The organism is Gordonia caeni, assembly GCF_039537105.1.
GTDB classification, from domain to species: domain Bacteria; phylum Actinomycetota; class Actinomycetes; order Mycobacteriales; family Mycobacteriaceae; genus Gordonia; species Gordonia caeni.
In genome coordinates, this window is sequence record NZ_BAAAZW010000001.1 from 540530 (window position 1) to 562774 (window position 22245).

Consider the following 22245-nt stretch of genomic DNA (forward strand, 5'->3'; position numbering starts at 1 on the left):
CCCTAGTGTCCCTCATAGGCGGGACACCAACCCCTCAATCCTTCGACGAGCCCTCGTCGCGGCTACGGCGCAGGAGGTCTTGCACGCTGATCTGGCCGCTCCGGTCGGCCCGGCGCTCCCGGGTCGGCCGCTCGGGGGGCAGCTGATCGAGGTCGACGTTCGGGTCGAGCGGATCAGCGGGCCGGCCGTACTGCGGCGGCATCGCGGGCGGACCGCCCTGCACCGGACCCGGGTAGGGGCCGGCCTGGGGGCGCGGAGCCGCTGGCGGCTGCGGCCGGGCCGGCGCGCGGCCGGGACGGCCCTGAGCGGGACGCGGACGCGGCGGCGCAGGAGGCGCGGGCGGACGCTGCGGCGCAGCCTGCCGGGGCGCGGCGGGCCCGCGCGGGACCTCCGGTTGCGGTCCGGACGGTGTGGTGCCCGATCGCGGCGGGATCGGCTGGGGGCGCGGGCGCAGGTCCCGATTGCCCAGCCGGACGCCGCCGGCGCCGAGGCGCCAGGAGCCGGTGTCGGGGCGGGCGCCTTCGCCGGCCGAGGACCGCGGTGCGGTCGGCCGGGGAGCGGGATCGCCGTCCACCAGGTCCTCCAGGTGGCCTTCGGCAAGTTCGGGCCCGGCCGGCATCGGACCGGAGTCGACGGCGTCGTCGATGGGTTCCTCATCGGGTTTGCGGGTGCGGCGCGCGAGCGCGCGCAGACGCTTCGGTTCGGCCTGTCCGGCGGCCGGACGCTCGGCGAGCGGGCGCTCGTCGTCCGGGGACTGGGCGCGCAACTGGGTGGTCTCGGCCTGCGCGACGGCGACCACACCGCCGGCGCTGGTGGCGCCTGCCCCCACCAGCGCGGGCTCCTTGAACTGCGGCTCGTCCTCGAGGATCGTCTCCCCGAGACCGATCTTGCGCTGCAGCTTCAGCATCCACTGCGGGGCCCACCAGCAATCGTCGCCCAGCAGCTTCATCACCGACGGCACCAGAAGCATGCGGATGACGGTGGCGTCCAGGATCAGCGCGGCGATCATGCCGAACGCGATGTACTTCATCATCACGATGTTCGACAGCGCGAACGCTCCGGTGACCACCACCAGGATGGCGGCCGCGGCGGTGATCAGGCGCCCGGTGAGGGCGGTGCCGTCGCGAATGGCCTCGGTGGTCGAGGCGCCCTGCTGCCGGGCTTCCACCATGCGTGAGACCAGGAAGACCTCGTAGTCGGTCGACAGGCCGTAGACGATCGCGATGATCAGCACCAGCATGGGCGCGAACAGCAGGCCCGGCGTGTAGTTCAGCAGCGACGAGCCGTGGCCGTCGATGAACATCCACGTGAGGATGCCCAGGGTCGCGCCCAGGCCCAGCGCCGACATCAGCGCCGCCTTGATCGGCAGAATGATCGAGCCGAAGGCCAGGAACATCAGCAGGCCGGTCACCAGGACCAGGAGCACCGCCATCAACGGCAGTCTGTCCATCAGCGAATCGATCGAGTCCTGCGTCAGCGCCGGCATGCCGGCCACGTAGACCTGCAGGCCCTGGGTGTCGACGGCGCGCAGTTCCCGGATCGCTTCGGCCGCGGTCTCGCGGTCGACGAGCCCGGCGGACATCTGCGTGACGCCCAGCCCGGTGTCCTCGTCGCCGTAGATGCCGTCCAGGCCGCCGCCGTCGGCGGTCGGGGAGAACTTCTTGGTGAACCCGGGGATCTTGTTGGCCTCGTCGGCGATGGCCTGGAGCTTGGTGCCGGCCTCGTCGTCCTCCTGGTCGTAGAGCACCACGACCTTGAGTTCCTCGGTGCGTTCGGCCGGGAAGTAGCGGTCGAAGTCCTCCTGGGCCACGCGCCGGTCGTCGTTCGGCGGCAGGTAGGCCTCACTCATGCCGCCGAAGGCGATGTTGGTGAACGGCACGGTCAGCGCCAGCAGCAGCAGCACGGTGGGGATCGCGGTCTTCAGCGGATGGCGCATCACCCAGCTCGAGAGCTTGCCCCAGAAGCCGTTGACGATCTCTTCGCGGGTCTTGGTGCGGCGCAGGAAGGGCACGCTGAGCGCGTCGATGCGGCGCCCCAGGACCGCCAGGATCGCCGGCAGCACCGTGATCGACAGCAGCGCGGCCAGCGACACCGACGCGATGGCGCCGTAGGCCACGGATTTGAGGAACGGCTGCTGGAACATCAGCAGACAGGCCAGGGCGGCCACGATGATGGTGGCCGAGAAGACGATGGTCTGCCCCGCGGTCATCACCGATCTTCGGACCGCCGCTTCGGGTGTGTAGCCCGCGGCCAGTTCCTCCCGATATCGGCTCACCATGAACAGGCCGTAGTCGATCGCGATACCCAGGCCGATCAGGGTGACCACCGATTGCGCGAAGACGTTCAGTTCGGTCGCCTGGGCCAGCATCGTCATGATGCCGAGCGACCCGGCGATGGTCAGGCCGCCGATCAGGACCGGCAGCACGGCCGCCACCACGCCGCCGAAGACGAACAGCAGCATCAGAGCCACCACGGGCAGGGCGATCAGCTCGGCCCGCTTGATGTCCTGCTCCATGCCGTTGCTCATCGACCCGGCGATCGGCTGCAGACCGGCCAGCTGGAAGGCGGTGCCGGGCATGTCGTACCGCTCGGCGAGGTTGTCGAAGAACGGTTCGACGGTCTTGTAGTTGGCGAGGATGGTGGTGTCGTCGTTGCCGACGATGCCGATGGAGATGAACCCGCGGTTGTCCTCCAGATTCCACATCCGGTCGCGCTTCATCTGCTGGGCGGACTCGTCGGCGGCGTTGGTGCCGTCCGGGAACGGGTCGATCAGGCCCGCGTGTTCCAGGTCGTCGGCGCCCGAGGGGCTTTCGCGGCTGATGATGCCGGGGTGCTGCGCCACCATGTCGTCGACGATGGTCTCGATCTGCGCGCCGAACTCCGGGTCGTCGATCGACGTGCCCTCCGGGGGCGTGATCAGCAGGAGGGCGTCGGATTTGTGGTCGCGTCCGAGTGCGGTGTCGGCCACGATCGAGCCGGTGACCGACTCGGAACTGGGGTCGAACCAGCCGCTCTGCGACAGGTAGTTCGGCAGAGCCAGGCCGTACACACCGAGACCGCCCATGAGCACGATGAGGACGGCGATGACGGTGTAGCGCATCCGGTAGACGAATGTGCCGATGGATCCGAACACGCCGGTTCCTTCCTTCCGCGGACAAAACCCGTTGGGCATTCTCTCAGGTCGGCCTGAGAAAACGCAGCATGCCCCCGAGGCCGTGGTGGTGTGCAAACTACATGGACACCTCGGTGGGCTGCTACTTCAGCAGCGCCGCCAGGGGGCGGAACGGGGTGAGCCAGGCGCCGTCCTCCGGCAGTGCGTCGAGGCTGATCCGCGGCAGCGGCTCCCGGAACACCGCCGGAATGTCCTCCAGGTCGATGAACTCGATCTCGGTGGCCGAGGTGGCCCAGGACGCGTGCTCGCGGAAACCGATGACGGTGACCGGGATGCCTTCGCGGGCCAGCTCCAGCAGCGGTTCGCGGAAGGCCTGACCGTCGGCCGAGGCCACCAGCACCCCGGCCAGGCCGGTGGTGTGGTGCCGCAGCTCGATGTGGTCGAGCATGTCCTGATCCACGTCGCTGTCGTCGGTCAGTTTCGGCTTGGCGAAGACGGCGAAGCCGACGTTGCGCAGCGCATCCACCCACGGGCGTACCACGTCGGCGCTGCCCGGGGCGATGTTGGTGAAGACCGTCGCCTCGGGCTCGATGGGGTCGTCGTCGTGCTCGGAGAGGTCGGCGGTGCGCGACAGCAGCCAGCGGCCGAGGGCGTCGAACCGCGGCCGGTGCGCCGCGGTGGGCCGGCCGCCGAGGATGCCGCCCAGGCCCATGTCCATGTTGGGCGCGTCCCACACCAGCAGAACTCGTTTGGCGGTGCCGTCGGCGGCGACGGGGGAGGCGAATCCTGCGGTGTAGGTCATGCGGGTTCCTCCTGCGTGGCGGCCTCGGCGTCGCCGGCAGGCGCACCTGCGGTCCGGGGACGGGGTTTGACGTAGACGAACTCGTTGACTTCTCGGCCCTCGCGCTCGGCGCGGCCCTCGAACTTGGTGGTGGGCCGGTCCAGCAGTATCGGCGAGTCGTAGGTCAGCGGAATCACGTGCGGGCGCGCCGGATCCTGGGTGGCCAGCAGTTCGGCGATCCACCCGGCGTAGTCGGCGTGATCGGTCGCGATGTGCAGGATCCCGCCCGGCGCCAGCCGGTCGGCGATCAGCTCGATGGTCCCGGACTGCAGAAAGCGCCGCTTGTGGTGGCGGGACTTGGGCCACGGATCGGGGAAGAACACCCGGACGCCGGCCAGACTGTCGGGAGCCACCAGTTCGGTGAACACCACCGTGGCATCGCCGCGGACCATGCGGATGTTGGACAGACCGCCGCGGTCGATCAGGCCGAGCAGCTGGGCCAGGCCCGGCTGGTAGACCTCCACGGCCAGCACGTCGTGCTCGGGTTCGTCGGCGGCCATCGCGGCGGTGGAGATTCCGGTGCCGCTGCCGACCTCCACGATCAGCGGGGCCCGGCGGCCGAACCAGTCCGGCGCGTCCAGCGGCGGCTCCTCGGCGCGGTCGGGTCCGGTGCGCAGATCGCGCCCCAGCGTGGGCCATAGTTGTTCCCAGTTGCGTTGCTGGCCGGGGGTCAAGGAGCCGCGCCGGAAACGGAAACTCGTCACGCGCGGATACAGCCGCGAACGGTCGGTGTCGTGCGGCGGACCGGCGGAGGCGTCGGTGTTCACCCGACCATCGTCGCGCATCCGGCGCGGTTGTTCGTATCCGACACCCGAAACAGCCGAGCACGAGTACGGTTCTTCACCATCGGCCTTGGGGGAGGCGGGCATGGGGGATCAGACGGTGACGGCCGCGGTGGCGGCGCTGGATCGGCGCTGGCGGGCGCCGCTGACGATTGCGGTGACCGGACATCACGGGACCGGCCGGGACACCGTCGCGGCGGCGCTGACCGCCCGTTTCGGGGTCCGCGCCCTGGACACGCAGGCACCGCCCGAGGATCGCGCGGACGCCGATCTGGCCGTGCACGTCCTCGGAGCCGGGGTCCGGGACTGCGACCGGGAGTTCCTGGCGGCCCAGCGCCGCCCGGTGATCGTGCTGAGCGGCAAAGCGGATCTGCGCGGCGGGCCCGAACGAGCCGCCCGGCTCGCTGCCGGCGCGGCCGCCGACCTGCAGTGCCCGGTGTATTCGGTCTCCGGACTGCTCGCCGCGGCGACGGTGGACGACGCGCTGCATGCGGCGCTGCGCGGGTGGGCGGGCGCCGGGATCGAAGTCCCGGTCCTCGCCGCCGCCTTCGCCGACGGTGTGGAACCGGACGAACGACGGCGCCGATCGCTGGCCCTGGCCACGGTGGGCGCGGCCGGGCTGCGCGCGGCATTGCGGCTGCACGCCGCCCACCCCGAACTGCCGGCCGCCGCGTTGACCGCCCGGCTCCGAGCGCTCAGCGGGCTGGCGGCCCTGGTGGAACCGATCCGGGCGTGCGGGACCGCGGTCGCCGCTGACCGGCGGACGCGCCGCCGCCGCCGCGGTCTCACCGTCCTGGCCGCCCGCGGCCCGGGCCGCGACCAGCTGGAAGCACGGTGGATCCGGTGACTCCCGGTGCGATCGCGATCGCCGGCCCGCTCGGTGCCGCCCCGGACGAACTGGCCGCGGCGCTGTCCGGGCCGGACGCGCAGCCGGTGCTGGTGCTCGGTCCGGGCGTTCCGGCGCCGGCCCGGCTGCACGCGGGGGTGCTGGCGGTGGACCTGTCGTGTGCGGCGGGCACGGCGGACGAGGAGCTGCTGGCCGGGCTGGTCGCCACCGGGGCGCCGGTGGCACTGGTCGGCGTGGGCGCCGGACAGGATGGCGGTTGGCCCGCCCGGCTGGCCGCCGCCCGCACCCGGCTGGATCCCGGTCACCGGCTGCCGGTGTTCGCGGTCTCCCTGGAACTGCTGCGCGCGGGCGACCCGGACGGCGGTGGCCTGGACGCGGTGGCCCGCTGGTGCGCCGACCCCGAGCCGGTCGACGGCGCTGCGGAGCGGTCCGCGCCCGCCTCGGATGCCGCCGGTGCGCCGCGGGACGAAGTGCGCCCCGGCGGCTTCCAGCGCGCCGAGCGGCTGGCCGGCGCCCGGGCCGGATTCACTGCGGTGCGGGCCCGGCTCGCCGCGTCCGCGCGCTCGGGGGCCCATGACCTCGGCGACCGGGCCCAGGCGGCGTGCGACCACCTGGGCCGGCCGGAGAGCGCGGCGTTCACCGGCTGGCTGCAGGCGTCGCTGGAGGTCTACCGGGACCGGATCGGCGCCGACCTCGAGGAAGGGATCGACCAGGTACGTGCCGCCGCCCTGTCCGGGCTGCCCGGCCCGACGGCGGGCCCGGCGGAGGAGTCCGCGCCGGTCACCGAATCGGTGCGCGCCCCGGCGGTGCCGGGCCGGTCGCCGTCGGCCGAAGAGCTGGTGCTGCTGGCTCTCGGCGGCTCGGCCGGGCTGGGGCTCGGCCGAGTGACGGTGGCGCCACTGGTGCACTGGGCGGGGCTGGGGGCGGCCGGGACGGTGCTGACCGTGCTCGCCGGCCTGGCGGTGGCGGCCGCCGTGGTGGGTGTCCGGCGGCAGACCGCGGCGCGCGCCGCCCTCCGGCGGGCCGCCGCCGAATCGATCGCGGCCACCCGCAGCGCGCTCGAACACGCGGCGGCCTCCCGGCTCGGTGCGGCGGAGGCGCACTTGAGCCGCGAGTTATGGAACCGGACCGGCACCTCGTGCGTCCAACCATCTAGAGAGTGAGGAGTGAGTCATGAACGACTGGGGCGAGCCGGCCGGTTCCGGGGCCCTCGGCGACGGCGGTGAGGAATCTCTCAGCGGCTCCGACCTCGACGGCGGGAACGGCGAGCGCGGGGCGCTGGACGACCACCTGTGGATCCTGGCCGGTGAGACGGTGTGGGACCTGGGGCCCGCACAGCTGGACGCGGACGCCGACGGAGTGCCCGATTCGCTGACCAGGGGAGCCGACGGTCAGATCACCGTCTACACCGACACCGATTCCGACGGCCGGGTGGACCGGATCACCGAGATGGATCCCACCGGCCGCTGCTCGGTGAGCGATCTGGATCCCGATACCGGGCTGTGGCAGGCGAGTGTTCTGGGCCGGTTGGAGTGAGTGCGTCACTGGGCCGAAAGACCCCCCGGGTGACGGGGGTGACTGCGGCCCTGGCGCCCGGCGGTATTATGGCCTCGACTGCGCATATGTCGTGAAGTGCGCAGAGTCAGCAATAGCGAGGAGACAGCTCAATGACCGCTGCGACCATCCCCGGCTTGGAGGCCGGTAGCGCACCCACGAATCACGCCGGCCTGTTGGCCTGGGTCGCGGAGGTCGCCGAGCTGTGCCAGCCCGACCGCGTGGTGTGGATCGCGGGCACCGACGAGGAGTGGGACAGCCTGACGGCCAAGCTGGTCGAGGCGGGCACCATCGTCAAGCTGAACGAGGAGCGCAAGGCGAACTCGTTCCTGGCTCTGTCCGATCCCGCCGACGTCGCCCGCGTCGAATCGCGCACCTTCATCTGCAGCAAGACCGAAGAAGACGCCGGCCCCACCAACAACTGGGTGGATCCGGATGAGATGCGCGCCACCATGACCGACCTGTACCGCGGCTGCATGCGCGGCCGCACCATGTACGTCATCCCGTTCTGCATGGGACCGCTGGGCTCCGACGACCCCAAGCTGGGTGTCGAGGTGACCGATTCCGAGTACGTCGTGCTGTCGATGAAGATCATGACCCGCGTCGGTACCCCGGTGCTCGAGCTGCTCGGCGAGGACGGTTTCTTCGTCCAGGCCCTGCATTCGGTGGGTGCCCCGCTCGAGCCCGGCCAGGAAGACGTGCCGTGGCCCTGCAACCCCGACAAGTACATCGTCCAGTTCCCCGAGGACCGCGTCATCTGGTCGTACGGCTCGGGCTACGGCGGCAACGCCCTGCTGGGCAAGAAGTGTTACGCGCTGCGCATCGCCTCCGCGATGGCGCACGACGAGGGCTGGCTGGCCGAGCACATGCTGATCCTCAAGCTGATCAGCCCGGAGGACAAGGTCTACTACATCGCCGCGGCCTTCCCGTCGGCCTGCGGTAAGACCAACCTCGCGATGATCGAGCCGACCCTGCCCGGCTGGCGTGCCGAGACCGTCGGCGACGACATCGCCTGGATGCGTTTCGGCGAGGACGGCCGCCTGTACGCGGTGAACCCGGAGTTCGGCTTCTTCGGCGTCGCCCCGGGCACCAGCGACGACTCGAACCCGACCGCGATGAAGACCATCGAGGCCGGCAACACCCTGTACACCAACGTGGCGCTGACCGACGACGGTGACGTCTGGTGGGAGGGCATGGGCGAGCCCCCGGCCCACCTCATCGACTGGCACGGCAACGACTGGACCCCGGAGTCGGGCGAGAAGGCCGCGCACCCGAACTCGCGCTACTGCACCCCGCTGAGCCAGTGCCCCACGCTGGCCCCGGAGTGGGACGACCCGAACGGTGTGCCGATCTCGGCCATCCTGTTCGGCGGTCGCCGCAAGACCACCGTCCCGCTGGTGACGCAGGCCCGCGACTGGGAGCACGGCGTCTTCATGGGCTCCACCGTGGGCTCGGAGCAGACCGCCGCCGCGGAGGGGACCGTCGGCACCGTCCGCCGCGACCCGATGGCCATGCTGCCGTTCCTCGGCTACCACGTCGGCGACTACTTCCAGCACTGGCTGAACATCGGCAAGCGCGAGGGGGCGAACCTGCCGGACGTGTTCTACGTCAACTGGTTCCGCCGCGGCGACGACGGCCGCTTCCTGTGGCCCGGGTTCGGCGAGAACAGCCGCGTCCTCAAGTGGATGGTCGACCGCATCGAGGGCAACGTCGACGGCGTCGAGACCCCGATCGGCATCGTCGCCGCTCCGGGTGAGCTGGACGTGACCGGCCTGGACGTGTCCGAAGAGGACGTCGCCGCCGCGCTCGCAGTGAACGCCGACGAGTGGAAGGGCGAGATCCCGTCCATCCAGGAGTGGTACGAGTTCGTCGGCGACAAGCTGCCGGGCGGCCTGCAGGACGAGCTCGACGCGCTGGTCGAACGCCTCGACAAGGCCTGATCGGCACCTCGACGATCACCGATCCCCCGGGAGTTCCCCGGGGGATCGGTGCATCCGGGCGATGTGGGGGACCTCCCCCATCGACAGGAGGCACTGCAGTCTGGAAGCGTATTGCCCATGACTCACGCAACAGAGGTCTCCCAGGGAACGGTCGCCGCCAGCGCGCAGCACGTAGTCAAGACGTACGGCTCGGGTGACACCGAGGTCCATGCGCTCCGCGATGTCTCGATCGACTTTCAGGCCGGCCAGTTCACCGCCATCATGGGCCCGTCCGGTTCGGGCAAATCCACCCTCATGCACTGCCTCGCCGGCCTGGACAACGCCACCTCCGGCGTGGTCCGCATCGGCGACGTCGGACTGATGGGGCTGTCGGACAAAGAGGTCACCCGGATGCGCCGCGACCGGATCGGCTTCGTCTTCCAGGCGTTCAATCTGGTGCCGACGCTGACAGCCAAGGAGAACATCACCCTGCCGATCGACATCGCCGGCCGCAAGCTGGACGAGGAGTGGTTCGACGCCATCGTCGGTCGCCTCGGCCTCGGCGACCGGCTCACCCACCGGCCGAGTGAACTCTCCGGCGGCCAGCAGCAGCGCGTGGCCTGCGCTCGCGCCCTGGTGGGCAAGCCGGACATCATCTTCGGTGACGAACCGACCGGCAACCTCGACTCGCGGTCCTCCGGCGAGGTGCTGTCCATCCTGCGGGCGGCCGTCGACGAGTTCTCGCAGACCGTCGTCATCGTCACCCACGACCCGCGCGCCGCGGCCTACGCCGACCGCGTGGTGTTCCTGGCCGACGGCCAGCTGGTCCGGGAACTGTACTCCCCCTCCGCTGACGACGTCTTCGAAGTGATGCGCATTCTGGGCGAGGGCGGGGAGAACTGACGCATGGCTTCCTCCGTCATGCGGAAGGTCTCCCTGAGAAGCCTTGCCGCACATAAACTTCGACTGATCCTCACGGTCTTCTCCGTGGTGCTCGGCACCAGCTTCGTGGCGGCCGCGGTGATCTTCACCTCGACCGTCCAGTCCTCGTTCAACAACATCTTCGACAATGTGGCGCGCGGCGTCGCCACTCAGGTGACCCCGGCCGATCCGCAGGGGCCCGGAGTGCCGATCGCGCTCGCCGATCAGCTGCGCGCCGACCGCGCGGAGCTGGGCATCGACAAGCTGCAGGTGGACTTCTCCGGACCGGTCACCATCGCCACCGCCGACGGTTCCGGGCTGCAGACCGGTGGCGCACCGAGCATCGGTTCGGCGTACATCCCGCCGGAGGACGCCGTGGACTCGTCGGGCTGGACGCTGGTGGACGGCCATGCGCCGTCCGCACCGGGTGAGGTGGTGCTCAACAACACCGCCGCCGAGAAGGCGGGCCTGAGCGTGGGCTCGAAGACCGTCGTCGCCCTCGGTGCCGGCACCACTGCGCCCCTGGACGTGACGGTGGTCGGCCTGCTCGACATGCCCGCCGCCACCGGCGGTTTCGTCAACGTGCAGTTCGAGCGGTCGCAGGCCGAGGAGATCTTCTCCGACGGCAAGTTCGTCGGATCGATCGACATGTCCGCGGTGCCGGGCGTCAGCGACACGGAGCTGCGTGACCGGGTGAACGCCGTGGTCAACCCGGTGGACCCGAACGACCCCGACGCCGAACCCGTCTACGAGGTGCGCACCGGTGAGCAGGTCCGCGAAGACCAGAAGGCCGACGTGGCGACCTTCCTCAACATCTTCCGGTACATCCTGCTGGCGTTCGCCGCCATCGGCCTGGTGGTGGGCACGTTCATCATCTACAACACCTTCTCGATGATCGTCGCCCAGCGGAACCGCGAACTGGCGCTGTTGCGCGCGATCGGCGCGAGCCGCAAGAACGTCTCGCGATCGGTGCTGCTCGAGGCGCTGATCGTCGGCCTCATCGGCGGTGTGATCGGACTGGGGCTGGGTGTCGGTATCGCCGCGATCATGCAGGCCCTCACCAGTTCCAGCGGACTGCCCTCGGGCGGTCTCCAGGTGGGGGTGGCGGCCATCCTGTCGGCGGTCTTCGTCGGTGTGATCGTCACGCTGCTCAGCGCGTGGTTCCCGGCGCGCCGGGCCTCGCGCATCCCTCCCGTGGAGGCGATGCGGAACAGTGCCGCCGAGCCGGGCGCCGGATCGCTGCGCCACCGGACCCTCGCCGGCATCGTGATCGGCCTGATCGGGATCGCGCTGCTGATCGGCGGGATCTTCGTCACCGGGGCGGGGGCCCTCCTGCTGATCGGTCTGGCCGCGGTCCTGATCATCCTCGCCGTCGTCTTCGGGGCTCCGGCGCTGTCGCAGCCGGTGGTCGGGGCGATCGGACGGGTGCTGCAGGTGCCCTTCGGCACCGTCGGAAAGCTGGCCCGCACCAACGCGATCCGCAATCCGCGGCGCAGTGCCGCCACCGCCTTCGCGCTGACGATCGGACTGATCCTGGTCGTGATCATCGGCACCCTCGGCGCGTCGTTCAAGGGGGCGATCGACGCCGGCGTGGACAAGCAGCTGCGCGCCGACTTCGTGGTCTCCGGCAGCAACAACGCGCCGATGTCGGCCGCGGTGGGCGGCGCCGTGGAGGAGGTGCCCGACGCGCAGACCGTCGTCGCCTTCGACATCGCCTTCGCCAAGCTCGGCGACCAGAACGTGTCACTGACTACGCCCGTCGGCGGCCCGATCAGCGACGTCCTGCAGATCGACATGATCGACGGCTCGGACGCGATCGGCGCCGACTCGATACTGATCAGCGAGCAGGTGTCCAAGTCGCGGGACTGGGCCACCGGTGACGAGGTGACGTTCACGTCGACGACGGGCGAGGACGTGCCCGTCCGGGTGACCGGCATCTACGAGGACAACCCGGCGCTCGGCGACTGGATCATCGGCAATCAGGCCTTCGACGCGCTGACGCCGGCAGCGGCCCAGCGGATGACCTTCGTGGTGCTGGTCAAGGCCGAGCCGGGGGTGTCGTCGGCTGCGCTGCGCGACCAGCTGGAGACGGCCCTCAAGCCGTATCTGACCGCGCAGGTTCAGGACAAGCAGGAGTTCAAGAACAGCTTCGCCTCGGTGATCGACCAGATGATGGCGACCCTGTACGCGCTGCTGGGCCTGGCCCTGCTGATCGCCGTCCTCGGGATCATCAACACCCTCGCGCTGTCGGTGGTGGAGCGGCGCCAGGAGATCGGCATGCTGCGTGCGATCGGCATGAGCCGGGCGCAACTGCGCCGGACCATCTACCTGGAGTCCACCTACATCGCGATCTTCGGCGCCCTGCTGGGCGTCGTGGTGGGGCTGGCCATCGGCCTGCCGCTGGTGCACGCCCTGCGGCACTGGGGCCTGGACGTGATCGCGGTGCCGTGGCCGCTGATCATCGGCACGCTGCTCGGCTCGGCGGTGGTCGGCGTGGTCGCGGCCTTGTGGCCGGCGGTCTCGGCGGCGCGCACCAAGCCGCTCGAGGCGATCACCGAGTAGTGCGGCGGGCAGCGCTGCGGGCCGGCGGCGGTAAGTTGGTGAGATGACCGACGACGACCGCGAGCAGGAACGCCCGTCGACCCGGCGGATGGAACCGATCGATCCGTCCGCCGGGACCGGCGCCCTTCCCGAGACCGGTGCCCTCCCTGACACCGGCGCGTATCCGGGGCCCGGTGCGTACCCGGAGTCCGCGGCGTACACCGCGCCGGCGGCCGGCGGGCCCGGACAGCCGCCGCCGGGGTACGGCGACGCCGCCGTGCCGCCCGGGCCGCCCCCGAAGTCGAACACCGGGCGCACCGTGATGCTGTCGCTGATCGCGCTGCTGGCCCTGGCGATCCTGATCCTGGCCGGGTTCCTGGTCTTCCGCAGCGTCGACTCGTCCGATTCCGGCGGCACCGCTGCCGCGGAGAGTTCGAGCACCACCACCGCCACCTCCACGGTGGAGGAGTCGGAGACCTCCACCAGCGCCACGTCGTCGCCGACGAGCACCCGGGCCCGGCCGACGGCGGCGCCCGGCGAGGTGATCTACCAGTTCACCGGTTCGGGCAGCCTGGTCGCCGTCCGCTATACCACCGCCGGGGGCGATCAGGTGCTGGCGACCGCCGGCGCACCGTGGTCGGTGCACACCAGCGTCGGCGACTCCGGGACCGCCGAACTGACCGGGATCGTCGTGAACGGCCCGGTGACCTGCACCATCATGCACGGTGAAGAGCAGCTGGCCTCGTCGACCAGCAACGGCGGGCCGCTCACCTGCCGGGCGACGGTCCCGAACTGAGACTCCCGGCAGGTCAGCGGCGGCGCAGCACCAGCACCAGGTTGGTGGCGGCCACTTCCCGGAGCACCGGCACCTTCACCACCGGCCACGCCCAGCGCGGAAGGTAGCGGGGAAAGGCCGACTCCAGCCGCGCATCGCGGGCTTGTCGTGCCCAGTTCAGCCCGGCCTGAGCGGTGATCGGGAACAGGGAGACCCCGTACAGGTTCTTCGGCGGTTTTCCGTGCTTGCGCGTGTACCGGCGGACTGCCCGGTGTCCGCCCAGATAGTGGGTCAGGCCCATCTCGTGGCCGCCGAACGGCCCCCACCAGAGCGTGTAGCTGAGGATCACGGTGCCGCCCGGACGGGTGACGCGGACCAGTTCGTCGGCCAGTTCCCACGGGCGGTCGGTGTGCTCGGCGACGTTCGACGAATAGGCCACGTCCACCGAACCGGTGCGCAGTGGCAGATGCTGGCCCTGCGCGCGGATGCAGGTGCGGTGATCGATACCGGCGGCGTGCATCTCACCGGCGTCGGGTTCCACCGACAGGTAGTGCGCGCCCCGCGCGGTGAAGGCGTCGGCGAAGAACCCGGGACCGCCGCCGACGTCGAGTACCGCGGCACCGGCCAGCGGCCCGGGGTGCACCGCCGCCACCAGCTGAGCGGTGTCCTCGGCGAGCGCCGAGTAGAAACGGTCGGGATCGGTCTGCTCGTAGCCGAACTCGCGCAGCAGCCGCCGTGCGCGACCCCACGTCGCGTGGCGGGCGAAGGCTGCGGGCATGGCTGTCACTCTCGCATATCCTGGATCCGGTGAGCGTTCCGACCGAGGTGTTGCTGCTGTGCTGGCGCGACACCGGACATCCGCAGGGCGGCGGCAGTGAGCGCTACCTGGAACGGGTCGGTGCCGCACTGGCCGCGCGCGGAGTGCGGGTCACTCTGCTCACCGCCGCCTATCCGGGGGCCCCGCGCAAGCAGATGCACGGCGGCATGCGCGTCCTGCGCACGGGTGGGCGGCTCACCGTCTATCCGCGTGTCCTGCTGATGCTGCTGGGGGCGCGGCTCGGCGTGGGCCGACTGGCGCGCTACCGGCCCGACGTGGTGGTCGACACGCAGAACGGGGTGCCCTTCTTCGCCACCCTGGTCGCCCGGGCGCCGACGGTGGTGCTGGTGCACCACTGTCACCGCGAGCAGTGGCCGGTGGCCGGTCCGGTGCTGGCCCGGATCGGCTGGTTCGTCGAATCGTGGCTGTCGCCGCGGGTGCACCGGCGCAGCCGGTACATCACGGTCTCCCGGCCGTCGGCGGACGAACTGGTGGCCCTCGGGGTGGACGGCGGCCGGATCTCGGTGGTGCGCGGGGGCATCGATCCGGTGCCGGCCGGGGTGGCCGACGACGAAACCGAGGGCCGACGCCACCGGCTCATCGTCGTGTCCCGACTGGTACCGCACAAGCAGGTGGAGCACGCGCTGGCCGTGGTGGCCCGGTTGCGCGATCGCGGCCTGGACGTTCACCTGGACGTGGTGGGAGACGGCTGGTGGTCGCCCGAACTGCTGTCCCGCACAGACGATCTCGGGCTGTCGGACAGGGTCGAGTTCCACGGTTACGTGGACGAGCGCACCAAACACCAGCTGCTCGCCCGGGCGGACCTGCACCTGCTTCCGTCCCGCAAGGAGGGGTGGGGACTGGCGGTGATCGAGGCCGCGCAGCACGGCGTCCCGACCCTCGGCTACCGCAGTTCGGCGGGCCTGACCGACTCGATCGTCGACGGCCGGACCGGAGTCTTGGTCGACGACCCCGCGCAGTTGACCGAGGCCGTCGCCGCACTCATCGACGACCCCGCGCAGGTGCGCCGCCTCGGCGAGAACGCACGACGCCGCGCGGCCGGCTACTCCTGGTCGGACACCGCCGACCGCTTCGGCGAGGTTCTGTCCGCGGCTGCTGCCGGCCGGGGCTGAACCCAGCAGTCGTCTGCAAACCCAGCGGTCGCGACTGCTGGGAATGCGGACGAGCGCTGGGTCTGGGCTAGTAGCGCGAACGGCGTGCGGACAGCCGCGCGACGGCGGCCGCCAGGCCCGCGAGCAGACACAGCACCCACACCCCGTGCGCGATCCCGGCTGCGATCCAGGCCCCGGTACCCGGCGGCGGGTAGACGCGGGCCGCGTCGATCCGGTAGACCGTCAGATCCCGCCCGTCGTACACCCGCGCCATCGACCGGGAATCGTCGGCGAGGCGATCGAGAGCCGCTGGAACGGCCACGTTCCCGGCGGCGTCGCGTTCGATCACCACCCAGCCGACGCCGAGCCGGGCCAGCTCCGCGGGCCCCCCGCCCGCCTCGAGCACGTCGATCACCTCTCGCACCCGCTGCGGGGACCGATCGATCGCCTCACCGTCCACGGCCAACTCTTCGTCGAGCACCACCGGAGCGTCGAGCATCCGGGGGAGCGGGGACAGCGACGGACCGTGGTTCCACGGATAGTCGCGCATGGGGGAGGCAGGCCATACGGCGACGGCGCGGTCGTCGTGCCCGATCAGCGCGGTGACGCGTGCGTAGTCGGGCGGATAGTCGACCGGGCGGAGCTTGCCGCCGACACCCCAGGCGAGGTCGGGCAGCGGGGCGATCAGCAGCAGGGCGATCGTGGCGACCGCGAAACCGGTGGGCACCCAGGTGCGCAACCGGCCAGCGACGGCGGCCACGGCGAGCACGACGAACGGCACCGCCAGCGCCAGATACTTCTGCGTGTCCCGCAGCAGGCCGGCACCGGGGACGTGCGTGAGCAGGGCGCCGGTGAGATCCAGTCCGGGCCCGGTGGCGGCCAGAGTCACCAGCAGCACCACGGCCAGGGCCAGGGCGGCCAGCGCCGGCACCGCCGCCGGCAGCGCGCGGCGGGTACGCACCAGCAGCACCGAGCCGACGATCAGCAGCACCAGGAAGCACCCGGTCGCCACCGCCGCCCACCAGCCGGCGCGGCTGGCGGGCACCGCCTCGGCGTTCCAGATGCCGCCGAGGCCCAGTACCGAGCCGACGGTGCCCAGCCCCGTCTCGGCGCGGGCCGCGAACGCCTCCGCGCCGCCGACCGGGCCGGTCGGCGACTCGCTGAATCCGGCCGAGACCAGCCACGGCAGCGCGGTCGCCGTCCACACCCCGGCGACGGCCGCCGCCCGCGGGAGCGTCGGGCGGGCCGACAGGACGCACACCGCCCCGACGATCAGGGCGAACACCGCCCCCGTCGGAGTGAACCCGGCGACCGCGAACGCGCCGGCCAGGACCGCCCACGACCGCCACCCGGGCCGGTCCCGGACGTCGAGCACCGCGCACACGATCCAGCCGAGCGCCGCGTATCCGGTGAGCAGACTCCAATGCCCCTGCAGCAGGCGTTCGGCCACGAAGGGATTCCAGATGCCGGCGACGGCGGCCGCGAGCATCCCGGCGGTACCCGCGCCGGGAAGCAGGCGTCCCGCCAGACGCCCGTAGCCCACACCGGCGCCGAAGAGCGCGAGCGCGGTGATTGCGGCGACCAGGAAACCGCCGTCGACCACCTGCGAGGCGAGGGCGAGCAGGCCGTCCTGCGGGATCGCCCGAGGCGGGGCGCCGTCGATGCCGAAGGCGGCGGCGGTCAGCGGCGACCGCGGGGTGGCGACGGCATCGCGGTGCAGCAGGTAGCCGCCGAACAGCGGCCAGCAGATCACCGCGGTCAGGACCGCGCTGAGCGCAGCGACCGGGGCCGGGGATGAGCGCGACACCGGCGGATCCTCGGACGCGGTGGAAGCCGGGCGGCCTCTGCTGCGTGCGATCAACGTCGTTCCCGGTGTGGTTGGGCTACCGCAGGGCGCGAGCTCTTCAGTAGTGGAAGGTGTCGGTGGGCGGCGGCCGATGGTCGGCGTCGTCGAAGTCGTTCTGCACGATGTCGTAGGCGCGGGCCAGATCCAGGATCTTGGTGCCGCGCGCGATACGGGGAAGATCCGAGCCGTTGCGGATCTCGCCGCCGGCGGCCTCGAACTCGGCGAAGAACTCACGCGCCCAGCTGATCTCGTCCTGCGACGGCGACAGCCCCTCGTTGACCGGGGCGCACTGGTCCGGGGTGAGGCAGATCTTTCCGGTCATCCCGAACTCGGCGCTGACCGCGGTGGCCTCGCTGAGCTTGAGAGCGCTGGAGCCGACCGTCGGGCCGTCGATCGCCGACGGCAGACTCGCGGCCTTGGCGGCGATGGTGAAACGCGACCGCGCATACGCCAGCGTCGCCGGATGCTCGCCGAAGCCGGTGTCCCGGCGGAAGTCGCCGATTCCGAAGGCCAGCCGGAAGGTGCCCTTGGCGGCGGCGATCTCGGTGATGCGTTCCAGCCCGCGGGCGGTCTCGACCAGCGCGACGATCGGCACGTTCGGCAACCGCCGGGCCGTCTCGGTGACGTGGTCGACGGACTCGACCATGGCCAGCATGACGCCGCCGACCGTGGTCTTGGCGAGCGCCTCGATGTCGGCCGCCCACCACGGAGTGCCGAAACCGTTGATCCGGACCCAGTCCGAGTGACCGTGATTCATCCACCGGACGACGTTCTCGCGCGCGGAGTCCTTGTCCTTCGGGGCGACCGCGTCCTCGATGTCGAAGACGACGATGTCGGCCCGCGACCGGGAGGCGGACTCGAAACGATCCGCCTGCGACCCGTTCACCAGGAGCCAACTGCGGGCGAGTACCGGGTCGATGCGTGAACCGATGTCGGTGGGGTCTTGCTCGGTGAAGGGTTGGGTGTCGTACATCGGGTCGGCTGCCTACTGTCTGTTCAGTGCGGATGCTGCGCTAGCAGTCTATAGGGGAGGTGCCCACACCCCGGATGGACCTCGCGGGAGCGGGGCACGCCGACCGGTCACCATGCCGGCGGCCCGGAGCGGCAGGGCAGACTGATCGGTATGGCAGCCGTCGTGTCACCGTCGCCGAGAGGGGCGACCGTGCGGTCGATGGGGGTGGTGACCGCCGGATCGCTGGTGGCCAACCTCCTCGCGTACCTGGTGCAGCTGCCGGCCAGCCGGCTGCTCGGGCCGGCGGCGTACGGCGAGTTCGCGGTCCTGCTGTCTGCGATGCTGGTGCTGTCGGTGCCGGCGCTGGCGTTGCAGAGCGTGGTGGCCCGTGAGGTGGTCCGGGGCCGCAGCCGGACCGCGCTGTGGCGGCTGATCACGATCGTGACCGTCGCCGTCGCGGTGATCTCGGTCGGCGGCGCCTTCGCGATGATGGGGATCGCGAAGACGGGTGCCGCACCGGCGTTCGCGGCGATGGCCGGAGCGGCGCCGCTCGCGGTGATCGCCGGTGGCCAGGGTTTCATCCAGGGGGCCGGGCGCTTCGGGCAGCTCGGTGGCCTGCTCGCCGGGGTGGGCATCGTGCGCAGTGTCCCGGTGATCGTCGCGGTGGTCGCCGGCGGCGGCGCCGCGGAGGCGCTCGCGGCGGGGACCGCCGGCACGGTGCTGGCCGCCGTGGTGGTGGGTATCGCCGCGACACGAGGTGCATCCGCTGAGACCGCGGAGGACGGTCGCGGGGTGCCGGCGGCGACGGTGCTGTGGGCGTCCGGGGTCCAGTTGGTCATCATCGTGGCCGTGTCCGCCGACCTGCTGCTGTCCCGCAGTGTGCTGAGCGCCCACGACGCCGGGCTGTTCGCGCTGGGCGCGGTCGCCACCAAAGCCGCGTTCTGGCTGCCGCAGGCGGTGGGTGTCGTGGTCTATCCGCGGCTGGCCGATCCGGTGCGGTCGGGGGCGACGCTGCGCTCGGCGAGCCGGATGCTGGCCGCGATCGGGGTGCTGGTCACTCTGGTCGCGGCGGCGGCCGGACCGCTGGTCCCGACGGTGATCTCCGCCGACTACCGGCCGGTGGCCAACCTGCTGTGGCTCTTCGCCTACACCGGGGCCACCCTGGCGGTACTGCAGTTGCTGCTCCTGGCCGCGATCGCCCGCGACCGCGCCCGCGGCGGCATTCCCGCCTCGGTGGTGCTGATCGGCGAGATCGTCCTGATCCTGACCGTCGCCGACTCCGTCGTCTCGCTCGCGGTGATCGCCGCGGCCTGCGCGACGGTCTCGGTGATCGTCACCCGGTTGTGGATCGCACTGACCCAGCGGGGCGCCGGCCGCTGAGCCGGATCAACCGGCCGCCGAGCGCGAGCAACACCACGCCGAGGACTCCCGCGACGATCGGCACCACGCGCGTGGTCACCACCACCGGCCACGCCCGGCTGGACGCATAGGCGGCCGCCTCGCGCACACTCTGCTGATCCCACGACAGCGTGGTGCGCACATTGGTCAGCGAGTAGTCGGCCAGCCGATCGTTGCGGGCCCGCACCTCCGGCGCGAAGCGGTAGGCCTCGTCGATCTCGGCCCGCTCGTCGACGATCACGCCCGTCTTCTGATCGACGAACAGGTCCCGCTTCGCGCGGTGGTGCAGTGTCGCCACCAGCCGGTCGGACGGTGCGACCCCGGGGAACTCGCCGAACCAGGAGGCCGGCTTCTCGATCACCGCCCGCGGATCTTGTTGCACGGCGGCCAGATCGGTCTCGGGAACCTCGACCACGAAGTGCGTCACCTCGCGGCCGCCCATCGTCGCCGTCCCCACCGGAGTCATCGGCAGCGAGTGCCGGGTCACCACGTCGAAGTACCGGGCGCCGTCCGGATCGAATCCGAACGGCAGCAGATAGGTGTACCCCTCCCGGCCGGTGATGGGGACGGCGGCGCGCTCGTCGTCGTACTGGACCTCCGACTCGCCGGTCGGGGCGGCGGTGCGGCGGTCGAGGGTGACGCGGTCGAGGGTGGCGGCGATCGTCGGTTCGCTGCACGTCTCGTCGGGTTCGACGGACCGGCCGTCGACGATCAGACGATCGACGCCCAGGGCCGTGCCCGCCTGCAGGGTCACCACCTCGCCGTCGGCCGGTCGCACCGTGAGGATGCGCCGCTGCTGCTGCACCGTGCCCTCGGCCACGCGGGCCCGCGGGTCGGTGAGCGAACAGCGGTCGAGCAGCCGGGTGCCGTCGGAGCCGTCGGCGACCCGGGTCTGGTCGACGTCGAGTGGCACGTTGCGCAGATCGTCACCCAGCAGCGGCCCGATCGCCACGGCGACGGCGAGGAGTAGGGCCCCGAAGAACACTGCGGTGGGACCGAGCAGGTCGCGCGTGGACAGGCGCGGTCGCTGGTCGTGCATGGCCAGAGCCTACTGCCCGGCCGCGGCGCCGGCCGCCGCCGACACCGCGAGCGGAGTCGGCTCCGGGGCCGGCCGGGCTACGCTGGCGGTCAGCATGACGACCACCGTGAGCCCGCCGCGACTGCGCTTCTTTCCCCAGTTGGAGGGAATGCGCGCCGTCGCCGCGCTCGGCGTGCTCACCACCCACGTCGCCTTCCAGACCCGGGCCGTCGAATGGCCGGTGCTCGGGCCCATCCTGGGCCGCCTCGACTTGGCGGTCGCCCTGTTCTTCGCGCTGTCGGGCTTTCTGCTGTGGCGCCCCTACGCCGCCGCGGCCCGGCACGCGGACCTGCACGAACCCGGCATCGCGCGGTATCTGCGGCACCGTTTCGTGCGGATCTGGCCGGCGTACGCGGTGGCCGTCGTCGCGGTCTTCACCCTCCTCCCGCAGGCGCGCGGCGCCTCACTGGAGGTGTGGCTGGCGAACCTGACGCTGACGCAGGTGTTCGTGCCGCTGACCCTGGCTCCCGGCCTCACCCAGATGTGGAGCCTGTCGGTGGAGGTGGCGTTCTACCTGCTGCTGCCGCTGATCGGCTACGCCCTGCTGGTGCTGCGCGGCGACCGCGCCCGATTCCGGATCCCGCTCCTGCTGGGGCTCGGCGTGCTCAGCCTCGGCTGGGCCTGGGCGGTGACCGCCATGAACCTGCCCGACGGGATCGAGGGCAAGAACTGGGTGTTCGGGCATCTGCCCTGGTTTTTGGCCGGACTGATCCTGGCGGAACTGACTGCCACCGTCGAGTTCACCGACCGGCCCTCGCGGATGGTCCGCCGCACGGTGGCGGTGTCGGCCAACCGCCCGCTGATGCTGGCGGTGGCCGTCGTCTTCTACGGCCTCGCGTGCACCCCGCTCAGCGGCCCGGTCGGCCTGGGCGACCTCGGCAACGGGCAGTACGTCGGCAAGATCGTCTTCGGTGCGGTCGCCGCCTACGCGATCCTCGCACCGCTGGTCTGTTCCGCCGGTCCCTTCCGCTTCCTGGACTCGGGACCGATGACGGCGATGGGACGCTGGTCGTACGCCATCTTCATCTGGCATCTCGCTGTCTTGACCTGCGTGTTCGGTCTCTTCGGGATCACCCCGTTCGCCGGCGACTTCGTGGTGGTCTGGGTGCTGACGGTGGTGCTCACCCTGGGCGTCTCAGCGGCCAGTTACGCCTTCGTCGAGGATCCGTGCCGCCGGTGGCTGGCCAATTGGGAACGGCGCCGCCGCGCGCACCCGCCGCAGCCGGTCGCGCTGCGAGAGCGCGCCGGGTCGGCTTCCGACTGATCAGGGGAACGCGAAGCAGGTGCCGCCGCTGCCGTAACCCTGCGTCACCCGGACCTTGGTGATCGCGGACTTCTGCCCGTTCTGGACGGCGTAGATCTTGCGCAGGCCCTGCCGCTTCGGCCACCAGGTGACCGCGGCATTGCCGCCGCTGGCCATCGCCCGCCCGATGAACAGCGGCGGATAGCCGGGGCCCTTCCAGTCGTAGAAGCTCACCATGCCGGAGGAGTTCACCGGCACCGTCATGCTGTACGAGCAGCCGACGCCGTGATTCACCGAGAAGAAGCCGATTCCCGGATCGACCTTGCCCTGCGGTGCGGCCTGTGCCGGTGCGGCCGTCAGGGTGGCGGCGACCGCCGCTGCGGCGCATCCGGCGACGACGGCTGCCTTGACTCGCGACATCGTGGAATCCCCTTTGTCGATGGTTGGTGCTGTCGGTGGATCGTGCTGTCGGTGGCTCTGCGCGCGCGGCGCGGTTCACATGGTTTG

General features: G+C 71.4%; 18 protein-coding genes. 10 read left to right on the forward strand and 8 right to left on the reverse strand.

Annotated features, from left to right (window positions below; genetic code table 11):
• Positions 1–34: 34 nt before the first annotated feature.
• The 3 genes from ABD732_RS02510 to trmB form a co-directional block, all read right to left on the reverse strand.
• Positions 35–3133, reverse strand: a complete 3099-nt coding sequence (locus ABD732_RS02510) for an MMPL family transporter (RefSeq protein ID WP_344780235.1) — start codon at positions 3131–3133, stop codon at positions 35–37.
• Between the two features lie 121 nt (positions 3134–3254).
• The gene (locus ABD732_RS02515) at positions 3255–3914 is read right to left on the reverse strand and encodes an NYN domain-containing protein (protein ID WP_344780237.1); all 660 of its coding nucleotides are present in this window, start codon (positions 3912–3914) and stop codon (positions 3255–3257) included.
• A complete protein-coding gene (gene trmB, locus ABD732_RS02520) occupies positions 3911–4738 on the reverse strand; it encodes a tRNA (guanosine(46)-N7)-methyltransferase TrmB (protein WP_344780239.1) in 828 nt (275 codons plus the stop codon). The genes ABD732_RS02515 and trmB overlap by 4 nt, the downstream gene beginning before the upstream one ends.
• Before the next feature lie 82 nt (positions 4739–4820).
• Between trmB and ABD732_RS02525 the strand changes: the two genes are divergently transcribed.
• From ABD732_RS02525 to ABD732_RS02555, 7 genes are all read left to right on the forward strand, one after another.
• Positions 4821–5582, forward strand: a complete 762-nt coding sequence (locus tag ABD732_RS02525; RefSeq protein WP_344780242.1) for a hypothetical protein — start codon at positions 4821–4823, stop codon at positions 5580–5582.
• The gene (locus tag ABD732_RS02530) at positions 5579–6745 is read left to right on the forward strand and encodes a hypothetical protein (protein WP_344780244.1); all 1167 of its coding nucleotides are present in this window, start codon (positions 5579–5581) and stop codon (positions 6743–6745) included. The genes ABD732_RS02525 and ABD732_RS02530 overlap by 4 nt, the downstream gene beginning before the upstream one ends.
• A 10-nt stretch (positions 6746–6755) precedes the next feature.
• Entirely contained in the window at positions 6756–7118 is a 363-nt protein-coding gene (locus ABD732_RS02535) for a DUF6802 family protein (RefSeq protein WP_344780246.1), read from the forward strand.
• Between the two features lie 131 nt (positions 7119–7249).
• Positions 7250–9076, forward strand: coding sequence for a phosphoenolpyruvate carboxykinase (GTP) (locus ABD732_RS02540; RefSeq protein ID WP_344780248.1), 1827 nt, complete (start codon positions 7250–7252; stop codon positions 9074–9076).
• Positions 9077–9193: 117 nt separating this feature from the next.
• The gene (locus tag ABD732_RS02545; RefSeq protein WP_344780250.1) at positions 9194–9958 is read left to right on the forward strand and encodes an ABC transporter ATP-binding protein; all 765 of its coding nucleotides are present in this window, start codon (positions 9194–9196) and stop codon (positions 9956–9958) included.
• Positions 9959–9961: 3 nt separating this feature from the next.
• Positions 9962–12538, forward strand: coding sequence for an ABC transporter permease (locus tag ABD732_RS02550; RefSeq protein WP_344780252.1), 2577 nt, complete (start codon positions 9962–9964; stop codon positions 12536–12538).
• A gap of 43 nt (positions 12539–12581) precedes the next feature.
• Complete coding sequence (locus ABD732_RS02555; protein ID WP_344780254.1) at positions 12582–13313, forward strand: hypothetical protein; 732 nt, start codon at positions 12582–12584, stop codon at positions 13311–13313.
• A gap of 13 nt (positions 13314–13326) precedes the next feature.
• Here ABD732_RS02555 and ABD732_RS02560 read toward each other — a convergent pair whose 3' ends face one another.
• Complete coding sequence (locus ABD732_RS02560) at positions 13327–14070, reverse strand: class I SAM-dependent methyltransferase (RefSeq protein ID WP_344780256.1); 744 nt, start codon at positions 14068–14070, stop codon at positions 13327–13329.
• A gap of 29 nt (positions 14071–14099) precedes the next feature.
• Here ABD732_RS02560 and ABD732_RS02565 point away from each other — a divergent pair, with 29 nt between their 5' ends.
• Entirely contained in the window at positions 14100–15242 is a 1143-nt protein-coding gene (locus ABD732_RS02565; protein WP_344780259.1) for a glycosyltransferase family 4 protein, read from the forward strand.
• A gap of 67 nt (positions 15243–15309) precedes the next feature.
• Here the strand turns inward: ABD732_RS02565 and ABD732_RS02570 are convergent, their stop codons facing one another.
• Together ABD732_RS02570 and ABD732_RS02575 are read right to left on the reverse strand one after the other, a co-directional pair.
• On the reverse strand, positions 15310–17028 hold the full coding sequence (locus ABD732_RS02570; RefSeq protein ID WP_344780261.1) for an MmpA family trehalose lipid delivery protein: 1719 nt from the start codon (positions 17026–17028) through the stop codon (positions 15310–15312).
• Positions 17029–17125: 97 nt separating this feature from the next.
• Positions 17126–18040: an HpcH/HpaI aldolase/citrate lyase family protein gene (locus ABD732_RS02575; protein ID WP_344780263.1), complete on the reverse strand. Its 915-nt coding sequence runs from the start codon at positions 18038–18040 to the stop codon at positions 17126–17128.
• A gap of 150 nt (positions 18041–18190) precedes the next feature.
• On the opposite strand from ABD732_RS02575, the gene ABD732_RS02580 reads away from it, so the two are divergent.
• Positions 18191–19399: a polysaccharide biosynthesis protein gene (locus ABD732_RS02580; protein WP_344780265.1), complete on the forward strand. Its 1209-nt coding sequence runs from the start codon at positions 18191–18193 to the stop codon at positions 19397–19399.
• On the opposite strand, the gene pgfA is transcribed toward ABD732_RS02580, so the two are convergent.
• Positions 19353–20456: a cell envelope lipid trafficking protein PgfA gene (gene pgfA / locus ABD732_RS02585; RefSeq protein ID WP_344780267.1), complete on the reverse strand. Its 1104-nt coding sequence runs from the start codon at positions 20454–20456 to the stop codon at positions 19353–19355. The genes ABD732_RS02580 and pgfA overlap by 47 nt on opposite strands.
• A 94-nt stretch (positions 20457–20550) precedes the next feature.
• On the opposite strand from pgfA, the gene ABD732_RS02590 reads away from it, so the two are divergent.
• Positions 20551–21759: an acyltransferase family protein gene (locus ABD732_RS02590; protein ID WP_344780269.1), complete on the forward strand. Its 1209-nt coding sequence runs from the start codon at positions 20551–20553 to the stop codon at positions 21757–21759.
• Here ABD732_RS02590 and ABD732_RS02595 read toward each other — a convergent pair whose 3' ends face one another.
• The gene (locus ABD732_RS02595; RefSeq protein WP_344780271.1) at positions 21760–22158 is read right to left on the reverse strand and encodes a hypothetical protein; all 399 of its coding nucleotides are present in this window, start codon (positions 22156–22158) and stop codon (positions 21760–21762) included. It lies immediately after the preceding gene.
• Positions 22159–22245: the final 87 nt, after the last annotated feature.

What these genes read in the sequence shown, in the direction of transcription:
- ABD732_RS02515 (WP_344780237.1), bottom strand. Translation starts at nt 3,914, where the DNA reads ATGACCTACACCGCAGGATTCGCCTCCCCCGTCGCCGCCGACGGCACC.
- trmB (WP_344780239.1), bottom strand. Translation starts at nt 4,738, where the DNA reads ATGCGCGACGATGGTCGGGTGAACACCGACGCCTCCGCCGGTCCGCCG.
- ABD732_RS02525 (WP_344780242.1), top strand. Translation starts at nt 4,821, where the DNA reads ATGGGGGATCAGACGGTGACGGCCGCGGTGGCGGCGCTGGATCGGCGC.
- ABD732_RS02535 (WP_344780246.1), top strand. Translation starts at nt 6,756, where the DNA reads ATGAACGACTGGGGCGAGCCGGCCGGTTCCGGGGCCCTCGGCGACGGC.
- ABD732_RS02540 (WP_344780248.1), top strand. Translation starts at nt 7,250, where the DNA reads ATGACCGCTGCGACCATCCCCGGCTTGGAGGCCGGTAGCGCACCCACG.
- ABD732_RS02545 (WP_344780250.1), top strand. Translation starts at nt 9,194, where the DNA reads ATGACTCACGCAACAGAGGTCTCCCAGGGAACGGTCGCCGCCAGCGCG.
- ABD732_RS02550 (WP_344780252.1), top strand. Translation starts at nt 9,962, where the DNA reads ATGGCTTCCTCCGTCATGCGGAAGGTCTCCCTGAGAAGCCTTGCCGCA.
- ABD732_RS02555 (WP_344780254.1), top strand. Translation starts at nt 12,582, where the DNA reads ATGACCGACGACGACCGCGAGCAGGAACGCCCGTCGACCCGGCGGATG.
- ABD732_RS02560 (WP_344780256.1), bottom strand. Translation starts at nt 14,070, where the DNA reads ATGCCCGCAGCCTTCGCCCGCCACGCGACGTGGGGTCGCGCACGGCGG.
- ABD732_RS02575 (WP_344780263.1), bottom strand. Translation starts at nt 18,040, where the DNA reads ATGTACGACACCCAACCCTTCACCGAGCAAGACCCCACCGACATCGGT.
- ABD732_RS02580 (WP_344780265.1), top strand. Translation starts at nt 18,191, where the DNA reads ATGGCAGCCGTCGTGTCACCGTCGCCGAGAGGGGCGACCGTGCGGTCG.
- pgfA (WP_344780267.1), bottom strand. Translation starts at nt 20,456, where the DNA reads ATGCACGACCAGCGACCGCGCCTGTCCACGCGCGACCTGCTCGGTCCC.
- ABD732_RS02590 (WP_344780269.1), top strand. Translation starts at nt 20,551, where the DNA reads ATGACGACCACCGTGAGCCCGCCGCGACTGCGCTTCTTTCCCCAGTTG.
- ABD732_RS02595 (WP_344780271.1), bottom strand. Translation starts at nt 22,158, where the DNA reads ATGTCGCGAGTCAAGGCAGCCGTCGTCGCCGGATGCGCCGCAGCGGCG.